A 13,181-nucleotide genomic window follows, 5' to 3' on the forward strand; every position below is an offset into this window, starting at 1 on the left:
AAGAGCCATAGGATATAGGGACAAAAGGAAATAGACTATCATCACAAGATGTGAAAAAAGGAGCGTTTATATGTACGGAATGAGAAGAGATGTACCTATGAATCACATACCAATGAATCAAGTACAACCTGACGAGAGGTTTGGACCAATTAGTCCTTTAGCAACAGGACTAATTGGAGCAGGATTAGGTTATTTAGGTGGCGAGTTATTTGATGGACCTGGACCAGGTTACGGTGCATATGGACCAGGATATGGTGGTTATGGCCCCGGTCCAGGATACGGCGGTTATAATCCAGGGTTTGGTATGAACAATCCTGGTTATGGCGCTAATTATTATGGTCCTGGATCTGGATATACACCTAGTTATAATCCTGGATATGGTGGAGGACCAGATTACGGTTCACAAGGATATAATCCAGGATACGGTCCGATGAATTATGGTAATTCCGGCAGAAAACCTGGTTTTTTTTAGATCACAAAAATAAAACTGATTTCCTCTTATAAGGAGGAAATCAGCTTTTTTAATCTAATAAACGGAAGGTGAATCCCTTTTCTTTTAACCTTGAGATGATGATCGGTAGCACCTCAACAGTTTGTTCTAATTCATGCAAAAGAATGATTGCACCATTTTCTACATGATCGATCACATTTGAAATGATTTGATCTGGATCATATTTTAATTCCCAATCAATAGAAGCAATACGCCACATTACTGTCTGCAGGCCTAGTTCGTCCGCAACACGAATTGTATCCGTATTATATTGACCAAAAGGAGGACGGAAATAACGAATCTTTTCACCTGTAATACGTTCCAAATCAGACGTGCTCGTTTTAATTTGCTTATACTGTTGATCATACGTCATATTCGCTAAATTAGGATGATTAATGGTATGTGTTCCAATACCATGTCCTTCATCAATTACACGCTGCCATGGCCTTTTTGGATAAAGGAGACGTGTTTGCCAAAAAAACATTGCAGGGACATCTTCCTTTTTTAATATATCCAGTATATTTGTTAGTACTTTACTAGGACCATCATCAAAGGATAAGACAACAGTTTTATTGTTAACAGTATGCACTTTTGTGATAATTTTTGGATGCTTAGAGTCGTACACGACCCTTGATTGATCGACTACTCACGGACTTGTTATCAACAAGATAATCAAACTCCTTTACTTCGTTAAGGCTAATTTGTTTGTTTCTGAATGATACGTATGATAGAAAGCTTCTTCATTAAATAGTGCAGGAGCGTCATCGAACACTATTTTGCCATCCTTTAATGCAATGATACGTGTTGCATATTGTCTAGCTAAATCAACATCATGTACATTAATAATAGTAAGTAACCCTAAACGTTCATGCATTTCTTGCATCAGATTAAATATATGGCTAGAAGTACCGGGATCAAGACTAGAGACAGGTTCATCACCAAGAAAGATAGCTGGTTCTTGCAATAACGCGCGGGCAATACCTACCCGCTGTTTTTGACCACCACTTAACTGTTCAATACGGCGATTAGTTTGGTCCGCAAGCCCTACATCTGCAATGATTTTTTTTGCCCGAGTTACTTCTTCATTTGTAAACCACCCAATTAAATTCTTAAAGGTAGAACGATAACCGAACAAACCAGTTAAAACATTCTGGATAACAGAGAGACGGGGGACCAAATTAAAATGTTGAAAAATCATTCCCATTTCTCTACGAACCGTTCTTAGTTGTTCTTCATTTAATTTTGAAATTTGTTGATCATTCCAGTGTACCTCACCAGTTGTCAGTTTTTGTAAACCATTAATACAACGGATAAATGTAGATTTACCTGAACCACTTTGGCCTAAGACACAAACGAATTCGCCTTTTTGAATAGATAAATTAATACCTGATATAGCATCTTGTTCGCCACCTGGATATCGAACAGAAAGATTCTTTAACTCTAACAATTTAATCGCCTCCTTTGTACATATGCTCTGGATGAAAGAAGTTATCTATTAAATGACCTTATTTCTTACATAACTGCCAAATAAGTCGACCATAACAACAATAACCATAATAATTAATACATCGAGTGAGACTGCAGAATATTGGAACGTTTTAAAGTCATTAAATAGACGTTGACCAATACCTCCACCACCAATAAAACCCAAGATTAGTGACGTACGGATCGCAACTTCAAATCGATAAAAATAATGCGATAATAGGTTTGGCCAAATTTGAGGTATTGTACTAAAAATGTAAGCAAACCCTTTTTTAGCACCAACAGCCTTTATTGCTTCTTGTGGTCCAGGATCTGATGATTCAATCAGTTCTGAAATCAATTTACCTAACACACCCACATTATGAAACATAATTGCTATTACAGCAGGGAATGGGCCAAGACCTAGGGCAGTCAATAAGATTAACCCAAATACAATTTCTGGTATCGAACGAGTAAAACTAAGTGCAAATCTTGAAAAATGATAGAGTGACTTAGATGGTGATGTATTCGATGCAGCAAAAAAGCTTATAGGTAATGCAATTAAGAGACCTAGAAAACTTCCTAAAAACGCCATCGCTAAAGTTTCCATACTATCCTGTAACATAAGGGGTAGCTTAGTAAAATCCATTGGGAACCATTGCGAAAGAAAATCAATCATATTTCGAAAATCTCTAAATTTTGTTAAATCAAATTCAGTTAGCCTCATGCTAATGTATAGGAATACCGTTAACAGAATAACTGTATAGATGTTTTTTTTCTTGAACCACACGTTAATCAACTCTATTCTTCAATAATACCTTGCTTAATTGCTGCTTGTTTTATGCTTTCGTAATCTTCATCAGTTGCTTCCGTAAATCCACTTGCACCAAAAGCATTTAAGATATCTTCATCTTCAATAGCATAAAAAGCTTCCTGTAATTTTTCAATTGTAGCTTGTTCTGTATTTTCATGAACAGCCCATGGATATTGAAACAATTCATCTGATTCCCAAATTATTTTAATTTGTTCTTCGTCAATTTTCCCGGCTTCAACAAGTTGATTATAGATTGCACTATCAATCGCTCCAGCATCCACTTGTTGATTTTGAACAGATAGCGCTGTTGCATCATGAGAACCGGTATAACGAACGGAATTAAATTTATGATCATCCTCAGACATATATACTTCGCGATCTTGTAATTCTATACTTGGTATTAAAGAACCTGAAGTGGAATTAGGATCTCCAAATGCAAAATCAACTTCAGCAGAATCCTCAAGTAATGCATCAAGTGAATCCCATTCATTATCGGTATGTGTAATGATATATGAATGATAAAATGGCTCGCCATCAATTAATTGTGTGATAATAGCTTGGGCACCGCTTTTTGCATTAGCAACAACATATGTTAACGGTCCGAAGTATGCCATATCAATTTTGTCATAATTCATTGCTTCGACTACACCGTTATAATCGGGATAAACTTCAATTTCAACATCTGTTTCTAAAGCTGTTGTTAACGTTTCTTGCAACTTATTCATTGCTGTATCCATTTCACCTTCTGTTTGAGCTGGAATAACACCAATTGTGAATGTTTCTTGTTCATCTAAATTTTGACTTTCTTCATTTTCTTCTCCACATGCTGCAAGTACAAGAATAAGTAAAAGAATGCTTATCGTTAAAACTACTTTCTTCATAAAAATTCACCTCTAAGTTATATTTTTTAATTCAGCTACCATAAGACGTAATCCTTCTTCTAAGGAATATGCGTTTTCCCAATCTAACTGTTCACGTGCTAATTCATTTGATAAGTAACTGTATGAAATATCTCCAATACGAGATGGAAGATATGTTGCATTGAGATTTTTTTCTAATATGATGTTTAACTTGTCGACTAATTCATTTAAAGTCGTTGGATGATTCGTGCTAATATTTACTATTTGTCTATAACCATGATCAATTGCTGCAATATTAGCTTGTGCAACATCTTGTACATAGATAAAATCACGTGACTGCTCACCATCACCAAAAATAGTAGGGGAGTGGTCGTTCGTTAATTTGTCTATAAATCTTGAAATTACATTTCCATCTAAAATGTTTAATGAGCCTGGTCCATAAACATTTGCATAGCGCAAGATCGTATAGTTCAAACCATGTAATGCTGCAAACGTTTCAATATAAGATTCAGCAGCGAGTTTCGATACACCATAAAATGAATTAGGCCTTTTAGGATGCTTTTCATCTATTGCTAGGTATGTAGGTTCGCCATAAATAGCTGCTGATGATGCATAAATTATCTTTTTTACGTTATGTTTGTTACAGTTTTCTAAGATATTTATTGTTCCTAATATATTTGAAGAAGCATCCAACTTCGGATCCACCACAGATTTTGATACATCAACCTGCGCTGCAAGATGGATGACAATATCAGGTTTTTCTTGTTCAAATATAGACGTAACATCAGTTGTAATATCAGCACAGTAATAGTGCACTTGTTTATCCAAAACAGCCGCTTCGACAGGTTCTAGATCAATAACCGAAACATGGTGTTTCTTTTCTAAAAGTTCACTTATGACATGACGGCCAATAAAACCGGCACCACCTGTAACCAAAACCCTCATTAGAATAATCCTTTCATATAAAGAAGGACTCAACAGAAGTAGAGTCCTTCTTTCATTTCAATTTAGTAAGTGAGCCATATATGTTTTTAAATAACAGTAATTTTACCTGGTTTATCACTTGTTACTTCACCAATAATGGCTGAAAAAACATTATTATCAAGAAATTTTTGTTGCAGAGAGTCTGCTTCAGATTCTGGAACTGAAATCAAAAGGCCACCAGACGTAACAGCATCACAAAGAATATATTGATCAACTTTACTGATATGGTCACCGTATTCAATACAATCAGCAAGCCATTTATGATTTTTCTTGGAACCGCCAGGAATAACGTCTTGTTCAGCTAGCTCACGTGTTTTTGATAATACTGGTACATCTTTATAATTTATCGTAATCCCAACATTACTACCTTCAGCAATTTCTCGTGTATGGCCAAGTAGGCCAAAACCAGTTACATCGGTACATGCGTTTACAGTATAGCCATCCATTGCCTCAGAAGCATATTTATTTAATGTCGCCATGACATCCATGACATCCTTAATTGTAGCATCATCTAGTAAACCATTTTTAAGGGCCGTAGTTAAAATCCCAACACCAATTGGTTTCGTTAATATAATACGATCACCTGGTTTAGCGCCAATATTTGCACGTATATGGTCGGGGTGAACGGTACCTGTTACAGATAAACCAAACTTAGGCTCATCATCATCAATTGAATGTCCACCGACCAATACAGCACCAGATTCGACTACCTTGTCAGAAGCACCAGCTAATATATCTGCTAAAATGCTTTTATCTAATGTATTAATTGGAAAGCCAACAATGTTCATGACTGTTAATGGTTTTCCTCCCATTGCATACACATCACTTAGTGCATTTGCTGCACCAATTTGTCCAAACATATAAGGATCATCAACAATTGGTGTAAAGAAATCCAGTGTTTGTACAAGGGCAGTATTTTCATTTATCTTATAGACACCTGCATCATCAGATGTATCTAAGCCAACAAGTAGATTCGGGTCAGCTACAGTTTTAGGTAAGTGTCGCAGAACCTGCGACAGGTCTTCAGGACCAATTTTGCATCCTCAGCCACCTTTCGTAGATAAAGATGTTAATTTAATAATTTCTTCTTTCTTTGACATGGTATCACTCCTCTAATCAAATATTCTCTGTTAACAAATCATTTTAATCGGGTTTTATATATACGTAACAAGCTTTCCACTTCATCATTACCTGAATGATGAGCTGAAATATAACTTTTAGCCTGATGCCCGATAGCTTGCCTTAAAGTTATATTATTCATTATTTGCGCTGCATAATCAAGAAATTGGCTTGACGAATCATATATAAAACCAGTTTCTTCATGCATTACAATACTAGCATTTCCCTCATTATTTGCTACTAAAACGGGTAAACCGTATCCCATTGCTTCTAGAATGGCTGAAGACTGGCCTTCAGAAACTGACGTGTTTAAAATACAATCCGCTTGCCTGTATATGGTTCCCATTTGATCATGTGGAACTTGTCCAAGATAACTTACCCATTCATTATTCTCTTCTACCAAACGTTTCACTTTTATACCTTCTGCCTCTTCAAGAATAGGACCGACTAGCCATAGTCGTATGTTTGTATACTTCTCGCGGAGTAACTTGAGCATCGTAATTGCTGCTGGTACATTTTTTATTTTTCTAATTCCAGCCGGTAAAACAAACAAAAAAGAACCGTCTTGTTTTTTATGAGGAATGCTCGCTTGTGTAAACGCACTTGTTCCTTGGGGAATCATAAACAATTTATCCATTATCTCTGGAATCTCCTTCTCAATTTTTTTTTTCCCTTCTTCATTAAATACATGAATTGCTTTTGCTTCCCGAAGACAAGTGATCACATCGTGGCGTGTATCATCGTCATAAAGATTATGATTTAAATCCGTACCTGTCATCGTAATCATGTATGCTTTTGGTTTTGTATCTAACTGTTGCATAAACGTGTAGAAACGATAGGCATGGAAACCATGGACGATATCCGCTTCAGGTAAACTTTTAATTAGCTGATTTTCTGTTGTTGAAATAATCTCTGTATTAATACCAAGCTTTTCTAATCCGTCCGCAATTCGTTGCACCGTTATCGTATTTCCACGCGGCTGATGAAAATTAGGTGTTGCTAATAAAACTTTCATATTCTTCATCCTTTAGTCAATTTGTTATTTTTTAGTTTAAAAGATGCTCTAAAATAATTACACCACAGACACGAAATATAAGATTATTTATTACTTTACGAATATGTATCAAGTATTTCCTATTACATTATATAAATGCTATGCCTTAATTACAATTAATTCATTCTAAATCAGAATCAATTGGTTGACTAAATACCATTAGGGGTATATGATAATTAATGTAATAACATTGATACGATCGGTTTTTTAAAATTTATAAATGAGAGGAGATATACTCTTGAAAAACATTTCAACAAGTGAATTAAAAAAGTTGTTAGCAGAAAATAGAGGGCTAAACATTATAGATGTACGTGAAGTAGCGGAAGTATCTTCGGGAATAATTCCAGGTGCTTTAAACATACCATTAGGATTATTAGAATTTCGCATGCATGAATTAGATAAGTCAAAGGAATATATTATGGTTTGTCAATCTGGTGGAAGAAGCGGTCGTGCATCACAATTTCTTGAAGGACGAGGATTCAACGTAATTAATATGACAGGTGGCATGCTTGATTGGGAGTAGAAAAACTAATTTTAAATGAACAATACAAAAGGTAACGGTGGTCTAACTAATTTGATTCACCGCATCCTTAATCCGAAAGGGGCAAAAAATAAGTTGACAAATAAGCGATTTAATCCAGAACATGCTGATAAATTAATGAGCGAAGAGCGGAAAGTGCAATTGCCACAGAGCAAAATAATAGACTATCTAAAATTAACTCCTACTGATAAAGTTGCAGATTTAGGAGCAGGTAATGGTTATTTCACTATTCCTATTGCGAGAAATACAACTAATACGGTATACGCTGTTGATATCGAACCAAAGATGCTTGATATGTTAAAAGAGAATACAACAAAGGAACGATTAGACAATATTGATTATGTTATAAGTGATTTAGAGGATATTCAATTACCTGATAACGCGGTAAATAAAGTACTTGTATCATTAGTTATTCATGAAGTAACAAATTTAGAAACGTCAATAAATGAAATAAAACGCATAATAAAGCCCGGTGGAGAATTGCTACTTATCGAGTGGAAAGCAATTGAAACAGAATCTGGTCCGCCTCTTGACGAACGCATTTCTTCCAATGGAATGATCAAATTCCTTAATACTGCTGGTTTTAGTGCCGAAGCGATTGACTTAAATGCAGTACATTATGCAATTAAGGCAGAACTGAATGAAGGAGAGATGGAATATTAAGTGAAAAGCTTATGGACCATGTTGTGACCGCCTCAAAAAATAGCGTTCCTGGCAGGAGCGGCATTTGTCATCTATTCATTACTAGAAAAGTTCTTTTAATGAAGTAGAATAAGGGGGATAGAGGTCTGTGACATACCTTTATCGTTCTTTTTCGTTGTCTTGTTTTAACATAGTATTAATAATCTTATAAAAAGAGGAGGAGGGATGTTTGATGCCATCTGCTTGGTTGATTGGACCTTTAGTTATTAAAAGTGAACTTGTAATACTATTAGCAAGTTTCATTGTCGGAATTATTTTTTTTCGTACTATTAGTTCCTACTCAAAAATTACCACAAAACAAAAGACAGATGAAGTGATCAACCTGCTAATTGTATTTGTCTTAGCTTTGTGGATTGGAAAGATTTTAACTAACTTTAGCACATTTATAACTGATCCAATCTCGATATTAGCCTATCCCAGTGACTCCGCAGCATTTTATATTGCGAATATTTTATCAGTGATTTATGTGCAAATAAAGACAAAGCGTGCATATCATCAAGTAATAGCGTTACTGTATGCCTTTTTAATTGTGTTTTTCACTGCTTCATTTACGTATGGTTTTATTCAACTGATAGCAGGAACAGCCGCATTTAGTTTACCGTACTTAGGTTTACTCTTATTATTACTAATACTATTCGTCTTGCAACAAGACAAGTTAGCTAAAGAAAAATTAGTATTAATTGGTTTGGTAACATGGAGTATTGGACAATGGCTTTTATCTATTTTTTCAGAGACAACAGTATTTCAATTTTATCTAAGTCATTGGTTTTATGGAGCTATTAGTTTAGCTGTTATTTTATTATGTATCTATAGAAAGAGGGTAAAAAAATGAATCCAGTTGCTGACATTACACTTTGGCTAGCATTAGGTGCAGGAACCCTGTCTTTTCTTTCGCCTTGTACACTGCCATTGTTCCCAGCTTATCTATCCTACATAACCGGAATGACTGTAAAAGAAATACAGGGATCACAAGAAATTAAAGTACGTAGAAAATTATTGATTCACGCAAGTCTATTTATACTAGGTGTATCGCTTATTTTCATAAGTTTGGGTGTAGGCGTATCGCTTCTTGGACAATGGGTGCAAGGCTTATTATCAGGTCAATCAGGTGTTTTTCTACAACGCATTGCTGGTCTTTTTATTATCATCATGGGTCTGTTTGTTGCCGGTCTAATTCAATGGAAAGGCCTTATGAAAGAACGACGTTTTCACTTTACTAAAAAACCGGTTGGCTATATAGGCACTGTTTTTGTAGGAATGGGGTTTGCTGCAGGCTGGACACCATGTATTGGTCCGATCTTTGCATCTATTCTTGTCATCGCTGGTAGTGATCCAACTATGGGGGCTGTCTATACCATTACGTATGTTATTGGTTTTGCGATTCCATTCTTCTTGTTGACTTTTTTCTTAGGTTCAACAAAATGGCTTGTTACATATAGTCAAAAAATAATGAAAATTGGTGGCGGGATTATGGTTGTTATGGGCCTCCTTCTATTTACAGGACAGTTAGCTCGAATTTCTAATATCTTATTACGATTCGTACAAGACAGTTGGTTCTCAAATTTAGGATAAGGAGGGGTGTAAATGAAAAAAGTGATCGTTATTGCCGTACTTGTAGGAATGTTCGGTTACGCCATTTTTGACTTACTTAAAGATGGTAAAGAAAAAAATCTTTCTACTATCGAAAATGAAACGTCGGATGCTAAAATCGGAATTGAGGTAGATAACATTGCACCTGATTTCCAACTCGAGACATTAGATGGAGAAACCGTAAAACTATCAGATTACAGAGGCCAAAGGGTCATGTTAAACTTCTGGGCGACTTGGTGCCCACCGTGCCGTGCAGAAATGCCAGATATGGAAGCATTTTATCAAGCAAATGACGTTGCAATAGTAGCAGTCAATTTAACAGAAACAGAAGCAAATCTAACTGATGTCAATGACTTTAAAGAAGATTTTAATTTATCATTCCCGATTTTTCTAGATGAAAAGAACGAGGTTGCAACAACATATCAAATACGTCCAATTCCTTCATCTTATATGATAGATTCCAAGGGTATCATTCGTTATAAAGCTTTGGGTGCATTAAATTACGAGATGATGGTAGCAGAGTTTGAAAAGATGCAATAGGGCCATATTGAGCTATGGAAAATCTTTCTTGACCTAGTGTAGTAAATGTGCGCTTTAATTAAATAAATGCGATCTAAGTGACGTACATTCCCGAACGACGTGCATAGGATAATTTTATCAACGTTGAAGGGATTGTAAGAATGTACTATATACCATATATGTATCCGGCTCACTATCCTTATTATGTGCAAGCACCGATGTATCATTTCGGAAGACAGTTTGTTCAGTCGGATTTTTCTAATCAGTTAAATCAGTGGAACAGAGTTGATAATATGCGTTATTCAAACGTAGACACGAATATACCTACAAAAGATTATGGACCACAACCATTTGTCATTAATATTAATGATGCAACGAAGACTAACAATACATTTCGCACAGCATTATGGACAGGATCACAGTTTCAAGTGACATTAATGAGTCTGGATGTAGGCGAAGATATTGGTTTAGAAATGCATGCTGATGTTGATCAATTCTTACGTGTTGAACAAGGCCAGGGAAATGTTCGGATGGGCAACACAAAAAACAATGTAACCTTTGAAGAAAATGTCTATGATGATTCTGCCATTATTATCCCTGCAGGCACGTGGCATAATCTCATCAATACAGGCACTATTCCACTAAAACTATATTCGATCTATGCTCCACCTAATCATCCATTTGGTACTGTTCATCCTACCAAAAGAGATGCAATGGCTGCAGAAGAAGGCAATGCTTAAAAGAAGAAGAAAAGACCAAATCAGATAATGATTTGGCCTTTTTTGTGATTATAAGCTAACAGTTTTTTTCTTATTAAGATATTCTAAAGATGTATTACTAAAGTGAAAAATAGTAGTATTATATTTTGGCGGAATTGTGTGGGAATCGAACCCACCGAGCCTGACACGCAGGCCCCTCAGGGTTTTGAAGACCCAGGAGGACACCAGTCACCCATCCAACCCCATTAGATATTAATATGAAGCTTGTATTAGTTTATAACGAAATTAGTCGAATCGCAAGTAAGGTGTTTGATGAAATTATATCATTTTAATCTATTATGCTTGATTCACCTGCAATCTATGATTAAAGTAGAGATATAAAGAACGGATGAAAGCAGGTTTAAAAATGGAAGAGTCATATTATACGATTGGCATGGCCGGGCATATTGACCACGGCAAAACAACGCTAACGAAAGCATTAACAAACGTCGATACAGATCGATTGAAAGAAGAAAAAGAACGCGGCATCTCGATTACTTTAGGTTATGCCCCGATACATACACAAGATGGTACGCACGTTTCAATTGTCGATGTACCTGGTCATGAACGTTTTATTCGTCAAATGATTGCTGGTGTTGCTGGTATTGATCTTGTCGTACTTGTTATTGCGGCAGACGAAGGTGTAATGCCACAAACAAGGGAACATATTGAGATATTAGAGTTTTTAGGTGTGAAACACGCTATTATTGCGGTAACAAAAATCGATCGTGTCGAAGCGGACATGTTAGAACTTGTCAGTTTAGATATAGCCGACAATCTTGAAGGAACTGCTTTTGAACATTCGGAAGTGTTTTATGTTGATAGTGTTTCAGGAAAAGGAATTGATCAGTTAAAAGATCAGATATTTAGGCAGGTTAATACGATAGAAAATCGCGATCGTTATGGTTCTTTTCGAATGCCGATTGATCAGGTTTTTACTGTCCAGGGACAAGGGACGATCATAAGAGGAACAATTTATGAAGGTATTGTTAAACAAGCAAGCCAATTAACTGTATTACCATCTAGAAAAAAAGTGCGCGCGCGAAATATTCAGGTACATAACAATGATGTAAAAGATGCAAGAGCTGGTCAACGAACAGCGATTAACCTTGGTGGAATAGATCGTGAAGAGATCCAACGTGGTGACGTTTTAGTAACTTCTGAACATTTTTTAGTCACGCAGACGATCGATGTTTCGATTCGATTTGTAAAAGCTATCCGGCACACATTAAAACAACGTGCACCTGTAAAGGTTCATATTGGTACTTCCGAAGTGATCGGTAAGATTGTCTTTTTTGATCGGAATGAGCTAACAGAAGAAACAGAAGAAGTGCTCTGTCAAATTCGATTAGATAATGAAGTAGTTGCTCGCAGGGGTGATCGTTTTATTTTAAGAAGACCAACTCCTGTAGAAACAATAGGTGGTGGTTGGGTGATTGATCCACTTGGTGAGAAATATCGTTTTGGTATTGAAACAATCGAGGTGCTTGAGAAAAAGAAACAAGGGTCGCCAGTGGATTTAATTGTTGATGCACTTTCACATGACGGTTTGTTGTCCCTTGATCAACTTATTCAACTGACTTCACTAGATAAAGAAGTAGTCGCGAAACTTGTAGAAAATGATCAATTTATTAGCTTATCCAGTAAAAAATATGCACGAAAAAAAGACGTCGAAATCATTAAGGATATGTTGGTAACCGAATTGAATCACTATCATCAAGCTTTTCCAATGCGTATCGGTATGAATAAAGCTGAATTAATCCAATTGGTACAAGCTCACTTTCCAAAGCAACTGGTCGTATATACGTTGGAAGAAGCAATAGCAGAGGGTATAATAAAAAAAGAAAGTCAATTTATTGCTGTGACAAGCTTTTTACCACACCTTCCCGAAAAATGGGCAAAACGGATGGTAGAAATTATTCAGACGGTTGCTGCTGATGGTCTGTCTGTACAAAAATGGGAAGACTACTTTATCGGCACACCTTTTTCACAAAAAGAAGTAGATGAATTAAAGAACTATTTGCTTCAGACAGAACAAGCCTATCAGTTAACAGCAGAGTTGCTTGTTGATAAAAAAGCTTTTGAGCTAGCAATTCATACGTTACAGCAACAAACAGGAGATTCTTTTAATTTAAAAGATGCAAAAGAAATCTGGCATGTCTCACGTAAATACCTTATTCCACTACTAGAGCTATTAGATCAATTAGATCTTACCAAACGTGGTGAAACGAAGCGTTATTGGATCTAATACATTCGAGCATAACTTTTTAGTTTTATCCCTATTATCGT

At 36.0% G+C, this 13,181-nt stretch carries 15 protein-coding genes and 1 tRNA gene; 8 read left to right on the forward strand and 8 right to left on the reverse strand.

All coding sequences use genetic code 11. The annotated features are described in order from the left end of the window. Nucleotides 1-70: 70 nt before the first annotated feature. The gene (locus tag D2K60_RS15805; protein ID WP_240335278.1) at nt 71-472 is read left to right on the forward strand and encodes a hypothetical protein; all 402 of its coding nucleotides are present in this window, start codon (nt 71-73) and stop codon (nt 470-472) included. Nucleotides 473-521: 49 nt separating this feature from the next. On the opposite strand, the gene D2K60_RS15810 is transcribed toward D2K60_RS15805, so the two are convergent. From D2K60_RS15810 to D2K60_RS15840, 7 genes are all read right to left on the reverse strand, one after another. Next, nucleotides 522-1,115, reverse strand: a complete 594-nt coding sequence (locus D2K60_RS15810) for a polysaccharide deacetylase family protein (protein WP_117169473.1) — start codon at nt 1,113-1,115, stop codon at nt 522-524. A gap of 57 nt (nt 1,116-1,172) precedes the next feature. Then, a complete protein-coding gene (phnC, locus tag D2K60_RS15815; RefSeq protein WP_117169472.1) occupies nt 1,173-1,937 on the reverse strand; it encodes a phosphonate ABC transporter ATP-binding protein in 765 nt (254 codons plus the stop codon). A 48-nt stretch (nt 1,938-1,985) separates the two neighbouring features. Next, nucleotides 1,986-2,741 carry a phosphonate ABC transporter, permease protein PhnE gene (gene phnE, locus D2K60_RS15820; protein ID WP_117169471.1) on the reverse strand — a complete coding sequence of 252 codons (756 nt, stop codon included), beginning with the start codon at nt 2,739-2,741 and terminating at the stop codon, nt 1,986-1,988. A gap of 11 nt (nt 2,742-2,752) precedes the next feature. After that, nucleotides 2,753-3,646, reverse strand: coding sequence for a phosphate/phosphite/phosphonate ABC transporter substrate-binding protein (gene phnD, locus D2K60_RS15825; RefSeq protein ID WP_117169470.1), 894 nt, complete (start codon nt 3,644-3,646; stop codon nt 2,753-2,755). 12 nt (nt 3,647-3,658) lie between these two features. Beyond that, on the reverse strand, nt 3,659-4,570 hold the full coding sequence (locus D2K60_RS15830; RefSeq protein ID WP_117169469.1) for an NAD-dependent epimerase/dehydratase family protein: 912 nt from the start codon (nt 4,568-4,570) through the stop codon (nt 3,659-3,661). An 86-nt stretch (nt 4,571-4,656) separates the two neighbouring features. Continuing rightward, a complete protein-coding gene (gene selD / locus D2K60_RS15835) occupies nt 4,657-5,709 on the reverse strand; it encodes a selenide, water dikinase SelD (protein WP_205418592.1) in 1,053 nt (350 codons plus the stop codon). A gap of 38 nt (nt 5,710-5,747) precedes the next feature. Further along, nucleotides 5,748-6,743: a glycosyltransferase family 4 protein gene (locus D2K60_RS15840; RefSeq protein WP_205418591.1), complete on the reverse strand. Its 996-nt coding sequence runs from the start codon at nt 6,741-6,743 to the stop codon at nt 5,748-5,750. A gap of 277 nt (nt 6,744-7,020) precedes the next feature. Here D2K60_RS15840 and D2K60_RS15845 point away from each other — a divergent pair, with 277 nt between their 5' ends. From D2K60_RS15845 to D2K60_RS15870, 6 genes are all read left to right on the forward strand, one after another. Then, nucleotides 7,021-7,305, forward strand: a complete 285-nt coding sequence (locus tag D2K60_RS15845) for a rhodanese-like domain-containing protein (RefSeq protein ID WP_117169467.1) — start codon at nt 7,021-7,023, stop codon at nt 7,303-7,305. 15 nt (nt 7,306-7,320) lie between these two features. Next, entirely contained in the window at nt 7,321-7,986 is a 666-nt protein-coding gene (locus tag D2K60_RS15850) for a class I SAM-dependent methyltransferase (protein WP_117169466.1), read from the forward strand. Between the two features lie 211 nt (nt 7,987-8,197). Next, the gene (locus D2K60_RS15855) at nt 8,198-8,857 is read left to right on the forward strand and encodes a hypothetical protein (RefSeq protein ID WP_117169465.1); all 660 of its coding nucleotides are present in this window, start codon (nt 8,198-8,200) and stop codon (nt 8,855-8,857) included. Beyond that, nucleotides 8,854-9,597: a cytochrome c biogenesis CcdA family protein gene (locus D2K60_RS15860; RefSeq protein ID WP_117169464.1), complete on the forward strand. Its 744-nt coding sequence runs from the start codon at nt 8,854-8,856 to the stop codon at nt 9,595-9,597. The genes D2K60_RS15855 and D2K60_RS15860 overlap by 4 nt, the downstream gene beginning before the upstream one ends. A gap of 12 nt (nt 9,598-9,609) precedes the next feature. Continuing rightward, nucleotides 9,610-10,155, forward strand: a complete 546-nt coding sequence (locus tag D2K60_RS15865) for a peroxiredoxin family protein (RefSeq protein WP_117169463.1) — start codon at nt 9,610-9,612, stop codon at nt 10,153-10,155. Between the two features lie 140 nt (nt 10,156-10,295). Further along, the gene (locus tag D2K60_RS15870; RefSeq protein WP_117169462.1) at nt 10,296-10,874 is read left to right on the forward strand and encodes a cupin domain-containing protein; all 579 of its coding nucleotides are present in this window, start codon (nt 10,296-10,298) and stop codon (nt 10,872-10,874) included. 126 nt (nt 10,875-11,000) lie between these two features. On the opposite strand, the gene D2K60_RS20745 is transcribed toward D2K60_RS15870, so the two are convergent. Continuing rightward, a tRNA-Sec gene (locus D2K60_RS20745) sits at nt 11,001-11,097 on the reverse strand. Between the two features lie 162 nt (nt 11,098-11,259). Here D2K60_RS20745 and selB point away from each other — a divergent pair. Further along, nucleotides 11,260-13,140 carry a selenocysteine-specific translation elongation factor gene (selB, locus tag D2K60_RS15875; protein WP_117170359.1) on the forward strand — a complete coding sequence of 627 codons (1,881 nt, stop codon included), beginning with the start codon at nt 11,260-11,262 and terminating at the stop codon, nt 13,138-13,140. Nucleotides 13,141-13,181: the final 41 nt, after the last annotated feature.

The organism is Paraliobacillus sediminis (assembly GCF_003426055.1).